The organism is Pseudomonas piscis, from assembly GCF_009380155.1.
GTDB classification, from domain to species: Bacteria; Pseudomonadota; Gammaproteobacteria; order Pseudomonadales; family Pseudomonadaceae; genus Aquipseudomonas; species Aquipseudomonas piscis.
In genome coordinates, this window is record NZ_WHUV01000003.1 from 723,984 (window position 1) to 743,919 (window position 19,936).

Consider the following 19,936-nt stretch of genomic DNA (forward strand, 5'->3'; position numbering starts at 1 on the left):
TTTAAAAGGCTTGTATGGATTTTTTACAAGGTGGCACGGGCCTTGCGATAGAGCCTGCAGATCTGCCTGTACGCAGCTCGACACAACAAATCCCTCCAGCGCAGGAGGGTTCGCACTTTAGGCACCGCATGCCGTGATGGAAGCAGCATGCCGGGGCTCTTGAGGAACTTTGCAATGACGACTCGTCAGCCACTGTACAAATCCCTGTATTTCCAGGTGATCGTTGCCATCGCCATCGGCATCCTGCTCGGTCACTTCTATCCCCAGGCGGGCGTGGCCCTCAAGCCCTTGGGTGACGGCTTCATCAAACTGATCAAGATGGTCATCGCGCCGATCATTTTCTGCACCGTGGTGAGTGGTATCGCCGGCATGCAGAACATGAAGTCGGTGGGCAAGACCGGTGGCTACGCGCTGCTGTACTTCGAAATCGTTTCCACCATCGCCCTGCTGATCGGCCTGGTGGTGGTCAACGTCGTGCAGCCGGGCGCCGGCATGCATATCGACGCCTCGACCCTGGACGCCTCGAAAGTCGCCGCCTACGTGACTGCCGGTAGCGAGCAGAGCGTCGTCGCCTTCATTCTCAACGTCATCCCGGCGACCATAGTCGGTGCCTTTGCCAACGGCGACATCCTGCAAGTGCTGATGTTCTCGGTGATCTTCGGTTTCGCCCTGCATCGCCTGGGTGCCTACGGCAAGCCGATCCTGGACTTCATCGACCGTTTCGCCCATGTGATGTTCAACATCATCAACATGATCATGAAGCTGGCTCCCCTGGGCGCGCTGGGTGCCATGGCGTTCACCATCGGCGCCTACGGCGTGGGTTCGCTGGTGCAACTGGGCCAGCTGATGATCTGCTTCTACATCACCTGCGTGCTGTTCGTGCTGGTGGTCCTGGGCGCCATCTGCCGTGCCCACGGCTTCAGCGTGATCAAGCTGATCCGCTACATCCGTGAGGAACTGCTGATCGTACTGGGCACCTCCTCCTCGGAGTCGGCGCTGCCACGCATGCTGATCAAGATGGAGCGCCTGGGCGCCAAGAAGTCGGTGGTCGGCCTGGTGATCCCTACCGGTTACTCCTTCAACCTGGACGGCACCTCGATCTACCTGACCATGGCCGCGGTGTTCATCGCCCAAGCCACCGACAGCCACATGGACATCACCCACCAGATCACTCTGCTGCTGGTGTTGCTGCTGTCCTCCAAGGGCGCTGCCGGCGTCACCGGTAGCGGCTTCATCGTCCTGGCGGCCACCCTGTCGGCCGTGGGCCACCTGCCAGTGGCCGGCCTGGCGCTGATTCTCGGCATCGACCGCTTCATGTCCGAAGCCCGTGCCCTGACCAACCTGGTGGGCAACGCCGTGGCCACCTTGGTGGTCGCCAAGTGGGTCAAGGAGCTGGACGAAGACCAGCTGCAAGCCGAGCTGGCATCCGGTGGCCGGGCGATCATCGACACCCGCGAAAGCGACGACCTGGGCGTGGCCGAAGGCCCGGCGCCAAGCGTCAAGTAAGCTGCGTTGTCCATGAAAAACCCGCTTCGGCGGGTTTTTTATTGCCCGGGACTTGAGCGCAACGGTCATTGCCGCTGACCGTTGCGGTGATTGGCGGACGCGCCGTGGCTGCCTACTCTGTGGGCAGTCGATCAGAAGGAGGGGCACATGCAAGGGCCGTTGGCGTCACTCAAGGTACTGGATTTCTCCACTCTGCTGCCGGGGCCGTTCGCTTCGCTGCTGCTGGCGGACATGGGCGCGCAGGTGCTGCGCATCGAGTCACCGACCCGCACGGACTTGCTGCGGGTCCTGCCGCCCCACGACCAGGGCGTATCGGCCAGCCATGCCTACCTCAACCGCAACAAGCGCAGCCTGGCCCTGGACTTGAAGCGACCTGAAGCCCTGGAAGTGGTACGGCAACTGGTGCAGGACTACGACATCGTCCTCGAGCAGTTCCGCCCGGGAGTGATGGAGCGCCTGGGGCTGGGCTACGAGGCCTTGAAGGCGATCAACCCGGGACTGATCTACGTGTCCATCACCGGCTACGGCCAGACCGGCCCCTACAAGGACCGCGCCGGGCACGACATCAACTACCTGGCCCTGGCCGGCCTGGCCAGCCAGACCGGCCGCCGGGAACAAGGGCCGTTGCCCCTGGGGATCCAGGCGGCGGACATCGCCGGCGGTTCCCTGCACGGGGTGATCGGCCTGCTGGCCGCGGTGATCGCCCGCCAGCAAAACGGCCAGGGCCAGCACCTGGACGTGAGCATGACCGACTGCGTGTTCAGCCTCCACGCCATGGCCGGTGCCGGCTACCTGGCTTGTGGGGTGGAGCCCGGGATGGAGCAGCAAGTGCTCAACGGTGGCAGTTTCTATGACTACTACCGTACCCGCGACGGGCGCTGGTTGTCGGTGGGCAGCCTGGAACCGGGGTTCATGCAGCAGTTGTGCGCGGCCCTGGGGCGGCCGGAGCTGGCGGCCCAGGGGCTGTCGCCTGTCCCCGAACAGCAGCAAGCCCTCAAGCACGCCTTGCAGGTCGAATTCGAGAAGCATGATTTTGCCGAGTTGTGCCGGCTGTTCGAGGGCCTGGATGCCTGTGTCGAGCCGGTTCTGGGCCTGGCCGAGGCCTTGGAGCATCCACAATTGCAGGCGCGCCAGCTGGTCAGCCAGGTGCCCCGGGAGGATGGCAGCCGGCAGGCGCAGATCGCTTGTCCGCTGAAGTTTTCCGCGGGCCTGCCCGAGCCGCGACATGTCGGTGCAAGGCTGGGGGCCCATTCCGCCGAGGTGTTGGCGGAGCTGGGATACGACGCCGAGCGGATCGAGGCATTGCGACGCGACCGGGTGATCGCCTAGGGGCAGGTCATTCGACCCGGGTTTCGCCGCTGTAGACCAGGGTCTGCCGGCAGCGCCTGCACAGGTAGCGCCGCCCCTGGGCCACCAGCTTGTGGCGCTGGGCGGAAAACGGAAAATCGCTCTGGGCGCAGGGGCAGCGGTAGATATAGCGGGTCACGCTGCGCCGCTGCACCTCGTAGGTATGGCAGCGATTGGGCGGCAGTTCGTAGACCCCGCGCATGATCAACTGCCACTCCTCGCCGTGGGGCTGGATGCGGTCGCCGAACAGCTGGTGGGCGATCAGGTGCGCCACTTCGTGGGCCACGGTCTGCTTGAGGAAGTCCTCGGTGTTCTCCCGGTACAACTGTGGGTTGAAGCGCAGCAGGTTCTCGTGCAGGTGGGCGACCCCGGCTTTCTGGCCACGCAACTTGAGGCTGACCACTGGGCGCTTGAAGGGACGTTTGAAAAAGGATTCAGCGAGTAGGAAACAGTCTTCGACGCGGGTATTGAGTTGCTCGGGCATGCTTGGCGGTTCTCCAGAGCGCTCGAGTATGCCGCAAAGGCCGCTGAATCCGAACCGCCAAGCCGCCCAATGGTCATGCCCGGAAAGAGGAAGGCCGCCTTGCGGCGGCCTGTATTGGCAGACAGAGGATTATTATCGGCGCGGCGTCAGTTGGTGTAGATGGGGCCGACGCCCAGGCCCCAGACGATGACGGTGAACGCCATGATTGCCACCAGCACCACCAATCCCACCGCCAGTACCGAGCTGGAGAACAGGAAACCTTCATCGGACGGGATGTTCATGAAGGTCGGCAGCCCGACGTAGAGCAGGTAGACCGTGTAGCAGATGGCCGCCGTGCCGACGATCATGCCCAACCACATGTGCGGATAGAGCGCCGCCAGGCCGCCGACGAACAACGGAGTCGCGGTATAGGTGGCGAAGGCCACGCAGCGCGCCAGGCTCGGATTGGCGTCGTAGGTGCGGGCCATCCAGTGGATGAAGCCGCCCATGACCCCGACACCGCCGAGCATGGCCAGGTACGACATGATGGTCATCCACAGGGCGCTTTCACTGGTCAGCATCACCGGTGCGCGACTGCCGATGACCCAGCCGACCTGGGTGGTGCCGATGAAGGCCGAGATGGCGGGGATCGCCGCCAGGATCAATGTGTGGGTGAGGTACATGTGGCTGATGCTTTCTTCGGCATCGCCACGGATGTCTCGCCATTCCTGATCGGGGTGGGTGAAGAGTCCTACGACATGATGAATCATGGTCAGTCACTCCTTTGTTGTTGCCATCGCCCCCCAACGGAGCGCTACAACCACGTGGCACAGTGCAGGTCTGTATGTGCGACCTTATGTCGCAGTATAGGGAGGAGTTGTCGCCAGATGTACGCCTCTTTAGAGCAAATTGCGCTGTAAAAGCCTGGGCTAATCGCCAGGGTCTCTGTCACCTCGGGCCTGCTGGCCGCTGCTCGGCAGCGCTTTCGCCGGGCGGGTGTTTTTGCGTAAAATGTCCGGCTTTTCGTCACACACCTCGCGGATTCCAAGCGCCATGGGCACTCTTACGGTCAACCAGAACAAACTGCAGAAACGCCTTCGCCGGCAGGCGGGCGAAGCGGTCGCCGATTTCAACATGATCGAAGATGGCGACAAGGTCATGGTCTGCCTGTCCGGCGGCAAGGACAGCTACACCATGCTCGACGTGCTGCTGCACCTGCAGAAGGTGGCCCCGATCAAGTTCGAGATCGTCGCGGTGAACATGGACCAGAAGCAGCCTGGTTTCCCCGAGCACGTACTGCCGGCCTACCTCAAGGAACTGGGGATCGAGTACCACATCGTCGAGAAGGACACCTACTCGGTGGTCAAGGAGCTGGTGCCGGAAGGCAAGACTACCTGCTCGCTGTGCTCGCGCCTGCGTCGCGGCACCCTGTACACCTTCGCCGACGAGATCGGCGCGACCAAGATGGCCCTGGGTCACCATCGCGACGACATCGTCGAGACCTTCTTCCTCAACATGTTCTACAACGGCTCGCTCAAGGCCATGCCGCCCAAGTTGTTGGCCGACGACGGGCGTAACGTGGTGATCCGTCCGCTGGCCTACTGCAGCGAGAAGGACATCCAGGCCTATTCCGACCTCAAGCAGTTCCCGATCATCCCCTGCAACCTCTGTGGTTCCCAGGAGAACCTGCAGCGCCAGGTGGTCAAGGAAATGCTCCAGGAGTGGGAGCGCAAGAGCCCGGGGCGGACCGAGAGCATCTTCCGCGGCCTGCAGAACGTCATCCCGTCCCAGCTGGCGGACCGCAACCTGTTCGACTTCACCAACCTGCGTATCGATGAAAGCGCCACGCCGCGCTTCGTCAACGTAGTGAACCTCTAAGCCCGGGAGTTTGCCGCGCCGCTCATTGCCGGCGCGGCGCGCTGTTTCATTCCGTGGCGGGACGGGGAATGAACGCCAGGTTGCCTTCCGCGGGTTTGCCGGCCAGTCGCTCGCCATTGGTCGGTTGGGTCCTGATCACCTGGTGATCGTCACCCAGGTACTCCAGCAGCTGCGGGCCTTTGTTGTCCTGTGCCACGAAGATCAGGGTGCGCTGGGGGTCCCAGTGCTGGCCGCTGGTGCGCTCCAGCCAGGCCATGAAGTCGGCGCTGGTGCCGTGCTTCGGGAAATCCTGGTTCTCGGGCACGTAGTAGAACGGCGCCCCCCGGTTCTGCACGTACATCGGCAGCTTGTTGTCGACCTCCACCATCACCATTCGCCATTGGTTCCAGGGAGCGATCCGGCTGGCCTCGGCCTTGACCTGCGCGGCGAAACCGAGCACTCCGCCACCGCCGTTGCTCCAGGGGTAGGCCAGCCCCAGCACCAACAGCATCACCATGGCGGCGCTGGCCAATCCCAGGTTCCAGCCGCGACTGCGTTCCCGGCCGAGGTTCCGTGACTGCTCCAGCCGTCGGGACAGCCACCAGGCACCCAGCAGCTGGGCGAAGGGCACCAGGGGCAGGACGTAGTAGCTGCGCCGGCTGCCGCTGGCGGTGAAAAACAGAAACAGCAGGCCCAGGGCCCAGACCAGCCAGCGTTCGTTGGCGTGCAGCTGGCGCCAATGCCGGGTTGCGACCCAGAGCCCAAGGATCCAGCAAGGGGCCCAGGGCAAGGTGTAGAGCGGCAGATACACCAGATAGGTGTAGATCGGCCCGACATGGTCGAACGGCTCGAAGAAGCGGACGACGTTCTCGCGAAATACCAGGCTCAGGCCGCTTTCTCCGGAATGCGGCGTGCCATATAGATGCGAGAGCAGGAACGGCGCCATGTACAAGGCACCGGCCAGCAGTATTGCCAGGGCCAGGCGCAGGTTGAGGTGGCGCTTCCAGCGCCCCTGGGCCAGCAGGTGCGGCAGCAGGATCAGGCCAGGCAGGACAAAGCCCAGCAACCCCTTGAGCAGTGAGGTGATCGCCAAAATCAGGAAGAACACCGTGTAGCGGCCCAGGCGGGTGTCTTCCGGGCCCCGCCAGTACCACCACACCGCGGCTAGTACCCCGCACACGGTGAGAATGTCGGCGGTGGCGACCCGGGCCCAGAAGACGAAATAGAAGGTGGTGGCCAGCATCCAGCCGGCGATCAGGCCTGTGCCCTTGCGGAACAGCTGCTCGCCCAGCCGGTACACCAGCCAGATGCTCAGCCAGGCGGCCAGTACCGAGGACAATCGCAGCGACCAATGTCCCAGACCTCCGGTCAGCCAGGTGCTGGCGACGATCAGCCAGTAGGAGGGCAGGGGCTTGTCGTAATAGGGACTGCCCTTGAGATAGGGATCGAAGTAATCGCCGCTCTGCAGCATCTGCAGCACGATGTTGGCCCAGCGGGTTTCCGGGCCCCATAGCTCGCGCGAGCCCAGGCCGAGCAGCAGGATCAGGGCGGACACACCGAGCAGCAGGGCCAGGGCCTTGCGTTCGCTGCTGCAGATCTTCATGGGCGGGATTCCGTGGATTGAGTCGGGGAGGCGACGGGCGCAGTAACTCAGCGGCGACCGGAGTCGGCGCTGACGCCTCCAGGGTTTGCTCAGATCAGGGGTGGGCTGCGGGCAGGATCAGGATCAACAGGTTGCCTTTCACGTAGCGTTTGCCACCTAGTGGCAGCTGCGCAACTTCCTGGTTCTCCAGGACATCCTTGACCCGCATGACGACGCCTACCGAGCCTTGTTTACGTGCTGCATCCATCCAGGAGCCGATGCCGGCCATGTCTACCTTGCGCTGGGCCGCATCAGGGTAAGCCAGGCCATATTTCAGTTCGCCCTCGGTGTTGTACAGCGTCACTTGTGGGCGCCGCAGGCGCCAGGCCAAGGCCGAGGCCGCGCCCAGGTCGTTGCTCAAGAGAGTGCTGGTCTGTTGGAGTTCCTCAAGGTGCTCCTTGATGAACTGGTCGGGCATCTCCTTGTGGACGATCATCGCCGGCATGCCCGCCGGTAGCAGCGCCGCCAGCAGCCAGATACCCAGGGCCGGTGCCGCCCAGTATTGCAGCGGTTTGGAGGCGGGCAGCAGGTTGGCGATGATCCAGCCCATGAGCATGATGAACACCAGGGACAGGCTGAGCATTTCATCGTGGTCGTACACTGGACGGGTGATCTGCAGCACCAGCAGTACCATCAGGGCGCCAACGCCGATCGCCAGGTTTAGCAGGGCGTTGAGGCGGATCCCCCGGCCCTGGCCGGCGTTGATGCGCTCCACCAGGGCATGGCCCATGAGCACGGCCAGGGGCAGCAAGCACGGCATGATATAGGTCGGCAGCTTGCCTCGACTCAGGCTGAAGAACACCAGCGGCAGGATCATCCACAGCAGGAGGAAGCCCGTGGCGGCCTGGCGCTTGTCCTTCCAGGCCTGGAGCAGGGTGCCGGGCAGCAGGGCCGCCCACGGCAGGCTCGAAACCACCAGGATCGGTAAGTAGAACCACCATGGGCGGGTGTGCTGGGCGTTCTCGGCGGCAAAGCGACGGATATGTTCATGCCAGAAGAAAAAACGCCAGAAGTCCGGTTCCTGGGCATGGATGCTCAGCACCCAGGGCAGGCTGATGAGCGCCGCGACCAGCACCGCCACCAGGCCGTAGCGCAACAGTTGGCCGAGGCGGCGCTGCCAGAGCGCGTAGGGCAGGGCGATCAGCACCGGTAGCAGCCAGGCCAGGAAGCCCTTGGTCATGAACCCCATGCCGCAGGCTGCACCCAGGGCAGCCCAGGCCAGGAGGCGGGCGCGCACGGTTTGGCTGTGCAGGGCGAACCACAACGCCACCAGGCTCAAGTTGACCCACAAGGTGAACTGCGGATCGAGGTTGGAATACCCGGCCTGGCCGGCCACCAGGCCGAAGCTCATATACAGCAAGGCTGCGGTAAAACTCTTGCGTGGGTCGCTCCACATCCGGCGGGTGACCAGGTAGGCCAGCACCACGCTCAGGCCGGTGCTCACGGCGGAAGCGATACGTACGCCGAACAGGTTGTCGCCGAAAATGGCCTGGCCGATGGCGATCATCCAGTAGCCGGCAATGGGTTTTTCGAAGTAGCGGATGCCCATGAAGTGCGGTGCGATCCAATCGCCGCTCTGCAGCATTTCCTGGCTGATCTGCGCGTAGCGGGTTTCATCCGGGATCCACAAGCCATGGCCAGTCAGTGGCAGCAGGTAGAACAAGCCGAAGGCCAGCAAAAGAAAGAGCAGCCCCCAGCGTTGCAGGATGTCGGTCGTACTTCCACCCATGGTGTAGCCGGCCGGCGTGGTGCTTGTTCCATAAGCCTGGGGTGGCAAGGTGCGGTGCATTGGTGTCCTCTAAGTCATCTGCTGGAAGCTGGGGCGTTACTTGTATCGAATGCGGCCGATAAAGCATTACTAGTTAGCAAGCTCAGTATTTTCAGCTTGTAAAGAGTTCCAGGCGGCCGTCTTTAGCGTTTTGGCCAGGCCCTGTTACTGGTGCGGTGCTGTTATAAGTCGCGCGATAGTTTCTTCTATTAGTACAAGTTCTATCGAAGTCAACTTGCTCAAGCGTCTAGTGTGTCTTCACGTTGAATGAAATCTGTTGGGATGTTGTAAAAAAGAGTTATAGCTTGGCCGCCTCCGGCCCAAGTGCCTGTTGCCAGTCCTCGACCTTGATGCTGCCAAGTATCTGCAACGTGCCATCGCTGTTCAGGGTGACGAACAGCGAACTGTTGTACTGACTGTGGGGGGCATGCTCGAAGCCCAGTTGGCTCTCCAGGTCGCTGATGCAATCGCTGTGGGTGACCAGCACCAGGTTGCGTCGCGGAGCCTTGTGCGCCTTGATCGTTTCGCCAAGCTGGCTACCGCAACTGAGCAGCCAGTCCTGAGTTTTCGCGGGCTGGCCGAACATGAATTCCGCGGTTTGCCGGGTGCGGGTGGCGGGGCTGCTGAGGACATCGGTGGAGTCCATGCCCAGAACCTGGAATGCCCGGCCCAGCCTCCTGGACATGCTGCTTCCGGCCAATGTGATGCCATCGCCAGGCCCTGCGCAGGGAGTAGGCGAACGGTCGCAGCGCTCGGCATGGCGTACCAGGGCAATCACTTCGCCGCTGTTCCAATGACGGTACATGCCTGCGCTTTCCATCTGGTTGGCGGCTCCCAGGTCCAGGGGTGCGCCAGGCCAGAGCACGAAGCCGCTGACCAGGATTGCCAGGACTGCCACGCTGGCCCATGCCATGGCCTTGCGGAATCGGTTTGCATGCGAGGCCACGGTGCCCGTGCCGGATTTAGCAGTGTCGATCACTTCGCTTACCTGAACTGTTCTGGAAGAGGGCTTGTCATTCGGGTTGGAGCTGATGTTCTGAAAAGACCGGTAACGCGACCTGCGCTGCAACTGCTTGCCAATCTAGAGCGTGCCGAGTTAGCGAAGGGTGAAAGCAATGTGAAAAAAACGAATGGATCACAATCATTATTTAAAAAGCCGACAGCCTTTGTTCAGCTTGTTGGCCTGATCAATGCTTCGTAGCCCATTTGTACATGGCTAATGATTGCAGAATGTCGATTCCACCAAGCCTTTATTGATTGTTTTTAATTGTGTGGGAAGTTCAGGCGGACTTTATCCGATTGCAAACAGCGAGTGAGAAATCCCCGCATTTAGTTCAGCTTATTGTCAGCTTGCGTAGTCGGTTGGGCGAAAGTGAGGAAGATCTCCCTGCCCGTTGCAGGCAGGGAGATGCTCTGGAAGTGAACAGGGATCAGTGATTGACGGTGTAGGCCAGCATCGCTGACAGCTGGCACAGCGGACGGCCGCTCTCTTGCTGCCACTGATTGAACACGGCTTGTACCAGGGCCTGGTCGCGTTTGCTGCTGGGGACCTTGTCGACGATGCCCTGGGCATTGAGGGCTGCCACCACGTCCTGGGAAGGAATGAAGGTGTCCTTGCCCACCATGCGCAGGAAGCGTGGCGCCGAGAGGCCGCCCAGCTGGTTGCCGTGCTTGGCCAGGTACTGCCAGAGGCCGGTGATGTCCTGGGCCGGCCAGTCGGCGATGAAGCTGCCGAAGCTGCCGTGCTGCTGCTCCACGTCGAGGATCATCTGGGCATTGCGCGGGACGCTCTTGAGCTTGCCCAGGTGACGAATGATCCGCGTGTCCTGCATCAGCCGCTCCAGGTGCTCGGCCCCCATCAGCACCACTTTGTGGGGTTCGAAGCCGAAGAACACTTGTTCGAAGACTGGCCACTTGGAGTCAACCAGGCTGTGCTTCAGGCCGGCGCGAAAGACCCGCAGGGCCAGCAGCGACAGGTAGCGATCGCTACCCAGGGTGCGCAGGTAGTCGTCGCTGGCCGGAGTTGGCAGCCGCGCCTCCAGGGCTGCGGCGGAGCCGAAGCGGTTGAGACAGTATTCATTCAGCCATTTGTAATCGTGCATGCCTGCTCCGGTCGGATCGGGAGTGTCGGTCAGAAGGTCCGTTGTGCAAGGTGGGGGCGGCTGGCATGGATGCAAGCCCCGGCATCTTGCGATGGGGGCTTGCACCTTGCCTCAGGCCGGGGTGGCGCCTTCGCCGGCCAGCCGGCGGTTGAGCTGGAAGCGCCAGCGCACGTACAGCAGCGAGGAGGTGAACACCGCGAGGCTGGCGAGCATTTCCAGCAGGCCGAATAACTGGCGGTTCGGGTCATAGGCCGCCAGCGCGCCCTTGATGAAGTACAGGTTGACCACGAAACACATCCAGGAGTGCCCGCGGGCGCTGCCACTGAGCATGCCGGGCGCCATCAGCAACAGGGGCGCCAGCTCGATCAGCAGGATCACCCAGGGCCGGGCGCCGTGCAGGTCGGCGACCAGCAGGTAATAAATGCACAGCAGGCCCACCAGGGCGAAGAAACACATAAGGCTAAGGGCCCGGGCCACTCGCACCCGGGGTTGTAGCCAGTGGATCTCGGGCAGGATCTTAGGCTTCTTGGCCACGGCCGTTCTCCAGTCGCTGGGCGGTCTTGGCCAGGCGCAGGCCCAAGGCTCGGCACAGGGCGATCTCGTGCTGGTCCAGCGGGCTCTTGCCATCCGCGCCGGCATGGTGGCTGGCGCCGTAGGGGGTGCCGCCGCCCTGGGTCTCCAGCAGCGCCGATTCGCTGTAGGGCAAGCCGGTGATCAACATGCCGTGGTGCAGCAAGGGCAGCATCATCGACAGCAGGGTGGCTTCCTGGCCGCCATGCAGGCTGGCCGTGGAGGTGAACACGCCAGCGGGCTTGCCCACCAGGGCGCCGGTCAGCCACAGGTTGCTGGTACCGTCGAGGAAGTACTTGAGCGGCGCTGCCATGTTGCCGAAACGGGTCGGGCTGCCCATGGCCAGGCCGGCGCAGTTCTTCAGGTCGTCGAGGCTGGCGTACAGCGCACCGCTGTCGGGGATGGCCGGGGCCACGGCTTCGCACTCGGCGGAAATGGCCGGGACGGTACGCAGGCGGGCTTCCAGGCCGGCTTGTTCGATGCCTCGGGCGATCTGCCGAGCCATCTCGCTGGTGGAGCCATTGCGGCTGTAGTACAGCACCAGGATGTACGGCGTGCTCAAGGCAGGATCTCCAGCACGTTTTCCGGTGGTCGGCCAATGATGGCCTTGTCACCTGCTTCCAGAACCGGGCGCTCCATCAGCTTGGGGTGCTGGGCGATGGCGGCGATCAACTGCTCTTCGCTGAGGCTGGTGTCTGCCAGCCCGAGCTCCTTGTATTCGTCTTCGCCGGTGCGCAGCAATTGGCGGGCGCCGATGCCGAGCTTGCCCAGGAGGCTGCGCAGTTGGGCGGCGTCCAGTGGGGTTTCCAGGTAGCGGACCACAGTCGGGGCCAGGCCGCGTTGTTCCAGCAGCTCCAGTGCGGCACGGGATTTCGAGCAGCGCGGGTTGTGATAAAGCGTCAGGTCGGTCATGTGCGGGTCGCATCTTGCGTAAGGTGGCGGCTATTCTAACCGCGCGACGGGCTCTGCTGAACCTCGAGAGTCGTTCGGTCGCAGCGGCCATGGGTGGCCGTGGATCATCAAAGACACTTTCAAAGACGGGAAAACAGGCATGGCAAGGCAATTGGCAGCGGCATTGGCGATCATCACGACCCTATTGCTGGGCGGTTGTGGCAATGACTACGGGGTCGACCAGTATGGCCGCAAAGTCGCCTCCGAACGCCTCGACAAGCAGTGGCTGGTGCTCAACTACTGGGCCGAATGGTGTGGTCCGTGCCGGACCGAGGTGCCCGAGCTGAACGCCCTGGACGAGCAGCTCAAGGGGCAGTCGGTGACGGTATTGGGGGTCAACTTCGACAACGTGCAGGGCGAGGAGCTCAAGAGCGCCAGCGAGAAGCTGGGGATCAAGTTCACCGTGCTGGCCCAGGATCCTTCGCCGATCTTCGACCTGCCACGCACCGAGGCGCTGCCGGTGACCTACATCATCGACGACCAGGGCAAGGTGCGGGAGCAACTGCTGGGTGAACAGACCGCAGCAGGGGTATTGGCGAAACTGCAGGCCCTGCGCGGTCATTGATGAGGGGCGCCGTGGCCACCCGGTGGCCACGGCACAGGACAGTCAGCCTTCTTCCAGCCACCAGCGCAGCGGCTTGCCTTCGGCAGGCCAGAAGCGTACCTGCTCGATGGGCGAGATATCCCAGCGTTCGACGGTCTCCAGGGCCTGTAGGAAGCGTCGTTCCTGTTCCATCAGGGCCGGGGCACAGAGCTTGCGGGTGCTGCCCACCTTGCCGAAGCTGAGCTTCTGGCCATCCAGGGTATAAGGGGCGAACCAGTGGTTGCAGCCGCCATTGCCGTAGGCGCGGCCATCCTCGCCCAGGGTGATGGTCAGGTGGCTGTAGTCGATGAGCGGACGCTCACCGATCCATTCCAGGATATAGCTGCGGTCTTGCTTGAGCTGCAGCGGCTCGGCGGCGCAGCCCAGCAGGCCAGCGCCCAGTGCCAGGACCAGCGCCAGGCGTTTCATTGCGCCGCCTGCCGGCATTGAGGGCACAGGTGGCGCTCGCCTTCGCTGCTCCAGCCGAGTTCGGCGATCCGTGCGCTGGCGGCGGGTTGGCGCGCCTTTTCGCCAAGCTTGGCATCCACCGCGAATTCGAAGTTCAACTGGGTGGCGCAGCTATCGCAGTTGACCTGCCATTGATGGATGGCCAGTTCGCCGAAGACCGGGCCGCTGGCGACCGCGACCCATTGGCCGACCGGGTTGATCAGGTGGCGAACGGTGTCCACCGTCAGGCGCATGGACAAGTCCTTGCTGCCCTTGAGGGTGACCAGCAGCACGTCGCTGGCGCGGATCGAGCCACCATTGCCGGTGACTTGATAGCGGCCCGGCACCAGTGCGCGGCATTCGATCAGGGTGTGTTGCGGGCTCATCAGGGTGTAGCGGAAATCGTGTTCGACCATGGGTCCTCCAAATCTGCCGCGTATGCTAGCACGGGCCCCGGCGCCACAGGGCGCGGGCTCTCGACCTTCGATCAGCCCGCGCGCGGCGCTCAGTCATGGACCAGGTTCTGTGGCTGGCCGTCGAACCAGCTGGCGATGTTGTGCAAGGTGGTGTCGGCGATCGCCGCCAGGGCCTCGCGGGTCAGGAAGGCCTGGTGGGCGGTCACTATCACGTTGGGGAAGGTCAGCAGCCGGGCCAGCACATCATCCTGCAAGGGCAGGTCGGAGCGGTCCTCGAAGAACAGCTGGGCTTCTTCTTCATAGACGTCCAGCCCCAGGTAGCCCAGTTGGCCATTTTTCAGGGCGTCGATCAGCGCCGGGGTGTCCACCAGGCCGCCGCGGCCGGTGTTGATCAGCATCGCCCCGGGTTGCATCCGGGCCAGGCTCTGCTGGTTGATCAGGTAGCGGCTGTCGTCGGTGAGGGGGCAGTGCAGGCTGATGATCTGCGACTGCTCCAACAGTTCCGCCAGGCTCAGGTAGCGGGCCCCCAAGGCCTGCACGGCCGGATTCGGATAAGGGTCATGGGCCAGCAGCTGGCAGCCGAAGCCGGCCATGATGCGGGCGAAGGTGGCGCCGATCTGCCCGGTGCCGACGATGCCCACGGTTTTGCCCACCAGGTCGAAGCCGGTCAGGCCGTGCAGGCTGAAGTCACCTTCGCGGGTACGGTTGTAGGCCCGGTGCAAGCGGCGGTTGAGTGCCAGGATCAGGGCCACGGCATGTTCGGCCACGGCGTGGGGCGAGTAGGCCGGGACCCGGACCACGTCCAGGCCCAGGCGCTTGGCCGCCGCCAGGTCGACGTGGTTGTAGCCGGCCGAGCGTAGGGCGATCAGGCGGGTGCCGCCGGCCGCCAGGCGCTCGAGCACCGGTGCGCCCAGATCGTCGTTGATGAAGGCACAGACCACTTCATGGCTCTCGGCCAGGGCCGCGGTGTCCAGGCTCAGGCGGGCGGCCTGGAACTGCAGCTCCAGGCCCTGGGGCAGGCGGGCGCCGAGAAAACTCTCGCGATCGTAGTTCTGGCTGCTGAAAAGAATCGTACGCATGGCTGCATCCTTGTTCGGAGAGGGCGCCCAGGATGGGGCCTGGGCGTCGGGCTGGGGTTGCCCTGGGTCAGGCCTTTACCCGTGCTTCGTTGGCCAGGCGATCGATGGCATGGTCCAGTTCGTCCAGGGCGGCGAAGGCCTTGGCGTCCTCCTGTTTGAGCAGGGTCTCGCTGCGCTGGCAGGCCGCTCGCAGCTGTGGCACCCCGCAGTAGCGAGTGGCGCCGTGCAGGCGGTGCACCCGTTCGATCAGGGCGCTGTGGTCGTTGGCGGCCCGGGCGGCGTTGATCGCCTCGCGGTCGGCCTCCAGCGAGGCCAGCAACATGGCCAGCATGTCGGCGGCCAGGTCGGCTTTGCCGGCGGCCAGGCGCAGGCCTTCGTCCTGATCCAGCACCTGCAGTTCCAGGCCCAGCTCAGGGCGTTCGCCGCTGCGGTCCGAGCCCTGGTTGCGCAGGGCCAGCCCGGTCCACTTGAGTACCACCTGGGCCAGTTGCCGCTCGCTGATGGGCTTGGTCAGGTAGTCGTCCATGCCGCTTTGCAGCAGGGCGCGTTTTTCATTGGCCATGGCGTGGGCGGTCAGGGCCACGATCGGCAATGGCGGCCCCTGGCGTTCGCTTTCCCACTGGCGGATCGCCTCGGTGCTCTGTCGGCCGTCCATGCCGGGCATCTGCACGTCCATCATCACCAGGTCGAAGGGCTCGTGCTGGATAGCGTTCAGGGCGGCATAACCATTGTCCACCGCCTGCACCTTGGCGCCCATGTCCTGCAACAAGGTCTGGATCAACAGCAAGTTGGCCGGGTTGTCATCGACGCACAAAACCCGTGGCGCACGGCTGGAAAGCGCTTCCTCGGGTTCGCTGCGGACCCTTCGCGGGGTGACCAGGTCAGACAGCGCCCGACGCAGTTTGCGGGTGCAGGCCGGTTTTGCCTGCAACTGGCTGTGGGGGTTGGGGACCGAAAGCTGGAACAGCGTCTGTTCGGTGGTCGGGCATAGCACCAGGACCTTGCAGCCCAGGTGTTCGAGATCCCAGATGTGCTGGCTCAGGCGTTCGGGCGACATGTCGTTGCCGGTCACGCCGAGTACCGCCAGGTCGATGGCCTGGTCGCTCTGGTGGACACCGGTGATGCCGTTGGTCAGGGCTTCCAGGGTGTTGAACGGCGTCACTTCCAGGCCACAGTCTTCCAACTGGTGCTGCAGGGCCTGGCGCGCCAGCTCGTGGTTTTCCAGCACCGCCACGCGCCGGCCCAGCAGCGGTGGCGCGGGCAGGTCCTCGGCGTCGTCGCGGGTCTTGGGCAGGCTCAGGCTGATCCAGAACTCCGAGCCTTCGCCGGGCGTGCTGTCGACCCCGATCTCGCCGCCCATCTGCTCGATCAGACGCTTGGAAATCACCAGGCCAAGGCCAGTACCGCCAGGTTGGCGCGACAGCGAATTGTCGGCCTGGCTGAAGGCCTGGAACAGGGCACGCACATCCTGGTTCGACAGGCCGATGCCCGTATCCTGGATGCTGATGCGCAGTTGCACGCTGTCTTCGTGCTCTTCTTCGAGCATGGCCCGGGCGACGATGGTGCCCTCGCGGGTGAACTTGATGGCGTTGCTCACCAGATTGGTGAGGATCTGCTTGAGCCGCAGCGGGTCGCCGACCAGCGACAACGGCGTATCGCGGTACACCAGGCTCACCAGTTCCAGCTGCTTGGCGTGGGCCGCCGGGGCGAGGATGGTCAGGGTGTCCTGCAACAGGTCGCGCAGGTTGAACGGGATGCTGTCGAGCACCAGCTTGCCGGCTTCGATTTTCGAGAAGTCGAGGATCTCGTTGATGATCCCCAGCAGGCTGTCGGCGGATTTCTCGATGGTGCCCAGGTAGTCCAGCTGGCGCGGGGTCAGCTCGCTCTTTTGCAGTAAGTGGGTGAATCCGAGGATGCCGTTGAGTGGTGTGCGGATCTCGTGACTCATGTTGGCCAGGAACTCGGACTTGATCCGGCTGGCTTCCAGGGCCTCCTTGCGCGCCAGGTCCAGCTCGATGTTCTGGATCTCGATGGTCTCCAGGTTCTGGCGTACGTCCTCGGTGGCCTGGTCGATGCTGTGCTGCAGTTCTTCCTGGGCATTTTGCAGGGTGCTGGCCATGCGGTTGATGCCCGAGGCCAGGTCGTCCAGCTCCTGGCTGCCCAGTGGCGGCAGGCGGGTTTCCAGGTTGCCGTCCTTGAGCTGGGTCACCGCCTGCTTGATCTGGCTCAGAGGGTTGTTGATGGTCCGTCCCATGCGCACCGCCAGCAGGGCCGTGACGGCCAGGCCGGAGGCGATCAGCAGCAGGCTGGCGAACAGGCTGCGATAGCCGCGCAGCAACATGCCGCTATGGGACAGCTCCAGTTCCACCCAGCCCAGCAACCGGTCGGACTCATCGGGGATCAGGTCGCCCGCGAGGTTGCGATGGCGGCCGAAGACCGGCAACTGGTAGCGGGTCGCGTCGTTGCCGCTGCGTTGCACCATCTGGGTGTTGTCGCCGACGGGTGCCGGGTTGAGCATGGTGGGGCCGGCATGGGCCAGGGGCGTGCGGTCCGGAGCGAGGAACGACACTGCGCGCACGTCCTGTTGTTCCAGGGCCTGGGTGGCGATGCGCTCGAGCATCTGGGTGTTGCGGTTGCCCATCGCCGGGGCCACCAGGGAGGCCAGTTGTTCGGCGATCATTTCACCGCGTTGCAGGAGTTGGGTCTGCAGCTCCGATAGCTGCATCCAGGTGAAGTAACCACCCAGCACCAGGGCCATCAGGCTGGTGGGCAGCAAGGTCAGCAACAGTACGCGGCCTTTGATTCCCAGTTTCTTGAGCACGCAACTCTCCTGCTTCCACGCGATTTCGATAGGTGAACGGGCACGTCCGTGATGCGCCACTTGCGCAGTGTAACGATTTGCCGGTGGCCAATCTTGGCAAATTGTTTCGCCTGCGCCGATGGCTGGCCTCGCTGGAAGGAGCCGGTGGTCGGCGCGGGCGGGTGCGACCAAGGCATCGGTTGCCGCGCCTCGGGCAATCTTGAATAATCGGCCAACTGAGAATCACTTGCACAAGCCAATGACTCCCGCATCTATTGACTCCCCCCGTGTCCTGGCCATCGAGGACGACCCGGTGCTCGGTGCTTATGTCCATGAGCAACTGCAGCGCTGCGGTTTTGCCGTGACTTGGTGCCGCAATGGCCAGGAAGGACTGGGCATCGCCCGCCAGCAGCCATTCGACGTGCTGCTGATGGATATCCTGCTGCCCGGAATGGACGGTCTGACGGTGCTCACGCACCTGCGCAAGAGCCATTCCACTCCGGTGCTGCTGATGTCGGCCCTGGGGGCGGAAGCCGATCGCATCAGCGGTTTCCGCCTGGGCGCCGACGACTACCTGCCCAAGCCATTCAGCATCGCCGAGTTGCGGGTGCGGATCGAGGCGATCCTGCGTCGGGTGGCCCTGGACCGGCGCCCGATGCCGCCGGTGCCCGTCAGCCAGCAGCAGAGCCTGCGGTTCGACGACGAGCTGTGCGACGTGTTCTTCGCCGAGCAATGGGCCGGGCTGACCCGCAGCGAATACCGCTTGCTGGAGACCCTGCATCGCAATGCCGACGAAGTGCTGAGCAAGGCCTTCCTCTATCAGCATGTGCTGCAGCGTGGATATGCCGCCCACGATCGCAGCCTGGACATGCATGTCAGCCAGATCCGCCGCAAGCTCAAGGCGCTGGGCTACAGCGAACGCCAACTGCGCACCGTGTGGGGCAAGGGTTATGTGTTGAGCGCCGATGAGCTGGCCTGAGCTGCCCGGGCGGCATTCGGTGTTCTGGAAGCTGGCATTCCTGCTGGTGGCCTTCTGTCTGCTGATGATCTGGCTGAGCTGGTCCTGGGGCCGTTATGTCGAACAGAAGAACCTGTACCTGTCCGATGAAGCCCGGACCACTCTTCACGCTTATGCGCGGGAAGCCGAAGAAGCCTGGAAGAGCGGCCAGCAGACGGGGGTCGATGCCTGGGTCCAGCAGATGGCCAGTCGCGAGAAGAGCTGGGTCGGGGTCATCGGCAGCGACTTGCAGTCCCTCGGCAGCTACCCCCTCAAACCCATGGAGGCCCAGCGCCTGACCTTCCTGCGGGGGCCGGACTGGCCGGTGAGCCGGCATGCCCGGAGCTTGCCCTGGTTGAAGATTCCCTTCCCCGAAGAGCCTTCTGCCGGCAGCCTGGTGATGGAGTTGCCGCAGCGCTTCATGCCCGGCCGCTACCGGTTGTTCTGGCAGATCATGACCAATGGCGTGATCCCCGGGCTCTTTACCTTGTTGCTGTGCGTGGGGTTGTACCGCTTGCTGGTGGTGCCGCTCAACCAGCTGCGTGAGCAAGCCAATGCCTGGCGGGCAGAGCAATTGAATGCCCGGCTGTCCACCGAGACCACCTTGCGCAAGGATGAGCTGGGGGAACTGGGGCGGGCTTTCGACCAGATGTCCGAGCGCCTGCAAAGCACCGTGGCCACTCAGCAGCAGTTGCTGCGGGACTTGTCCCATGAATTGCGCACACCCTTGAGCCGCCTGCGGGTCGCCAGCGAAAGCGAGCAGAGTCTTGTCGCCCTGCGCGAGCGCCTGGGGCGCGAAGTCGACGGCATGCAGCGCCTGGTGGAAGACAGCCTGCAGCTGGCCTGGCTGGATACCGAGCGGTCGCCCCTGGCCGAGGAGCAGATCCAGGTCCAGGCGCTGTGGGAGATGCTCAGCGAAAACGCCTGTTTCGAAAGCGGCTGGTCCAGCGCGCAGTTGCGCTGCGAGCTGGTGGCCGACTGCTGGGTGCGGGGGCATCTCAATACCTTGGCCCAGGCCCTGGAAAACGTCCTGCGCAACGCGATCCGGCATTCTCCGCCTGGCGCCCGGGTAACCCTGGACGGTCAGCGTGAAGACCAGTACTGGCACCTGTGGCTGGACGACCAGGGGCCGGGAGTCGCCGAACAGGACCTGGAGCGGATTTTCGCACCCTTTACCCGCCTGGATGGCTCGCGTCCCGGGGACGGCGGGTTCGGCCTGGGCCTGAGCATCGCGCGCAATGCCGTGGGACGCCAGGGGGGGCAGATATGGGCACAGAACACCGAGCAGGGCTTGCGCATCCATCTGCGCTTGCTGGCGGCACAACCGCCGGTCGTCGTCTGAAGATCGTCAGTCGGCCTTATGCCAATAAGCCATAAGACCCTCACTTTGCGTGATATGGCGTCAGGA

At 63.7% G+C, this 19,936-nt stretch carries 20 protein-coding genes; 7 read left to right on the plus strand and 13 right to left on the minus strand.

Annotated elements, in window-relative coordinates:
* Positions 1-174 precede the first annotated feature (174 nt).
* Complete coding sequence (locus GDH07_RS20330) at positions 175-1,506, plus strand: dicarboxylate/amino acid:cation symporter (RefSeq protein ID WP_053133406.1); 1,332 nt, start codon at positions 175-177, stop codon at positions 1,504-1,506.
* Positions 1,507-1,653: 147 nt separating this feature from the next.
* Positions 1,654-2,835, plus strand: coding sequence for a CaiB/BaiF CoA transferase family protein (locus tag GDH07_RS20335; RefSeq protein ID WP_152898684.1), 1,182 nt, complete (start codon positions 1,654-1,656; stop codon positions 2,833-2,835).
* A gap of 7 nt (positions 2,836-2,842) precedes the next feature.
* Here GDH07_RS20335 and GDH07_RS20340 read toward each other — a convergent pair whose 3' ends face one another.
* Both GDH07_RS20340 and GDH07_RS20345 read right to left on the minus strand, forming a co-directional pair.
* A complete protein-coding gene (locus GDH07_RS20340; RefSeq protein WP_103327073.1) occupies positions 2,843-3,337 on the minus strand; it encodes a SprT family zinc-dependent metalloprotease in 495 nt (164 codons plus the stop codon).
* A 146-nt stretch (positions 3,338-3,483) separates the two neighbouring features.
* The gene (locus tag GDH07_RS20345; RefSeq protein ID WP_152898686.1) at positions 3,484-4,086 is read right to left on the minus strand and encodes a Yip1 family protein; all 603 of its coding nucleotides are present in this window, start codon (positions 4,084-4,086) and stop codon (positions 3,484-3,486) included.
* 283 nt (positions 4,087-4,369) lie between these two features.
* Here GDH07_RS20345 and ttcA point away from each other — a divergent pair, with 283 nt between their 5' ends.
* Complete coding sequence (ttcA, locus tag GDH07_RS20350; RefSeq protein WP_152898687.1) at positions 4,370-5,194, plus strand: tRNA 2-thiocytidine(32) synthetase TtcA; 825 nt, start codon at positions 4,370-4,372, stop codon at positions 5,192-5,194.
* Positions 5,195-5,240: 46 nt separating this feature from the next.
* Here the strand turns inward: ttcA and GDH07_RS20355 are convergent, their stop codons facing one another.
* The 3 genes from GDH07_RS20355 to pmrG all read right to left on the minus strand — a co-directional run bounded on the left by GDH07_RS20355 (position 5,241) and on the right by pmrG (position 9,481).
* A complete protein-coding gene (locus GDH07_RS20355) occupies positions 5,241-6,776 on the minus strand; it encodes an ArnT family glycosyltransferase (protein WP_152898688.1) in 1,536 nt (511 codons plus the stop codon).
* A gap of 94 nt (positions 6,777-6,870) precedes the next feature.
* Positions 6,871-8,544: a lipid IV(A) 4-amino-4-deoxy-L-arabinosyltransferase gene (gene arnT, locus GDH07_RS20360; RefSeq protein ID WP_246196010.1), complete on the minus strand. Its 1,674-nt coding sequence runs from the start codon at positions 8,542-8,544 to the stop codon at positions 6,871-6,873.
* A 337-nt stretch (positions 8,545-8,881) separates the two neighbouring features.
* Positions 8,882-9,481, minus strand: a complete 600-nt coding sequence (gene pmrG, locus GDH07_RS20365) for a lipopolysaccharide core heptose(II)-phosphate phosphatase PmrG (RefSeq protein ID WP_343038295.1) — start codon at positions 9,479-9,481, stop codon at positions 8,882-8,884.
* Positions 9,482-9,517: 36 nt separating this feature from the next.
* Between pmrG and GDH07_RS20370 the strand changes: the two genes are divergently transcribed.
* On the plus strand, positions 9,518-9,784 hold the full coding sequence (locus GDH07_RS20370; RefSeq protein ID WP_152898692.1) for a hypothetical protein: 267 nt from the start codon (positions 9,518-9,520) through the stop codon (positions 9,782-9,784).
* 229 nt (positions 9,785-10,013) lie between these two features.
* Here the strand turns inward: GDH07_RS20370 and GDH07_RS20375 are convergent, their stop codons facing one another.
* The 4 genes from GDH07_RS20375 to arsC all read right to left on the minus strand — a co-directional run bounded on the left by GDH07_RS20375 (position 10,014) and on the right by arsC (position 12,167).
* On the minus strand, positions 10,014-10,685 hold the full coding sequence (locus GDH07_RS20375; protein WP_152898694.1) for a DNA-3-methyladenine glycosylase I: 672 nt from the start codon (positions 10,683-10,685) through the stop codon (positions 10,014-10,016).
* 111 nt (positions 10,686-10,796) lie between these two features.
* Positions 10,797-11,219 carry a DUF2069 domain-containing protein gene (locus GDH07_RS20380; protein ID WP_343038296.1) on the minus strand — a complete coding sequence of 141 codons (423 nt, stop codon included), beginning with the start codon at positions 11,217-11,219 and terminating at the stop codon, positions 10,797-10,799.
* A complete protein-coding gene (gene wrbA, locus GDH07_RS20385; RefSeq protein ID WP_022640248.1) occupies positions 11,203-11,817 on the minus strand; it encodes an NAD(P)H:quinone oxidoreductase in 615 nt (204 codons plus the stop codon). The genes GDH07_RS20380 and wrbA overlap by 17 nt, the downstream gene beginning before the upstream one ends.
* A complete protein-coding gene (gene arsC, locus GDH07_RS20390) occupies positions 11,814-12,167 on the minus strand; it encodes an arsenate reductase (glutaredoxin) (protein ID WP_022640247.1) in 354 nt (117 codons plus the stop codon). The genes wrbA and arsC overlap by 4 nt, the downstream gene beginning before the upstream one ends.
* 139 nt (positions 12,168-12,306) lie before the next feature.
* On the opposite strand from arsC, the gene GDH07_RS20395 reads away from it, so the two are divergent.
* Positions 12,307-12,771: a TlpA family protein disulfide reductase gene (locus tag GDH07_RS20395; RefSeq protein ID WP_031320315.1), complete on the plus strand. Its 465-nt coding sequence runs from the start codon at positions 12,307-12,309 to the stop codon at positions 12,769-12,771.
* 42 nt (positions 12,772-12,813) lie between these two features.
* Here the strand turns inward: GDH07_RS20395 and GDH07_RS20400 are convergent, their stop codons facing one another.
* The 4 genes from GDH07_RS20400 to GDH07_RS20415 form a co-directional block, all read right to left on the minus strand.
* Positions 12,814-13,218 (minus strand): META domain-containing protein, encoded by a 405-nt coding sequence (locus GDH07_RS20400; protein ID WP_022640245.1) that lies wholly within the window; start codon positions 13,216-13,218, stop codon positions 12,814-12,816.
* A complete protein-coding gene (locus GDH07_RS20405; protein WP_152898697.1) occupies positions 13,215-13,652 on the minus strand; it encodes a hypothetical protein in 438 nt (145 codons plus the stop codon). Before GDH07_RS20405 ends, GDH07_RS20400 begins: the two co-directional genes overlap by 4 nt.
* Before the next feature lie 89 nt (positions 13,653-13,741).
* Positions 13,742-14,731, minus strand: a complete 990-nt coding sequence (locus tag GDH07_RS20410) for a 2-hydroxyacid dehydrogenase (RefSeq protein WP_152898698.1) — start codon at positions 14,729-14,731, stop codon at positions 13,742-13,744.
* 67 nt (positions 14,732-14,798) lie between these two features.
* Positions 14,799-17,552 (minus strand): response regulator, encoded by a 2,754-nt coding sequence (locus tag GDH07_RS20415; RefSeq protein WP_343038297.1) that lies wholly within the window; start codon positions 17,550-17,552, stop codon positions 14,799-14,801.
* Positions 17,553-17,790: 238 nt separating this feature from the next.
* Between GDH07_RS20415 and GDH07_RS20420 the strand changes: the two genes are divergently transcribed.
* Together GDH07_RS20420 and GDH07_RS20425 are read left to right on the plus strand one after the other, a co-directional pair.
* A complete protein-coding gene (locus GDH07_RS20420; RefSeq protein WP_152898700.1) occupies positions 17,791-18,510 on the plus strand; it encodes a response regulator transcription factor in 720 nt (239 codons plus the stop codon).
* Entirely contained in the window at positions 18,497-19,870 is a 1,374-nt protein-coding gene (locus GDH07_RS20425) for a sensor histidine kinase (protein ID WP_152898702.1), read from the plus strand. Before GDH07_RS20420 ends, GDH07_RS20425 begins: the two co-directional genes overlap by 14 nt.
* Positions 19,871-19,936: the final 66 nt, after the last annotated feature.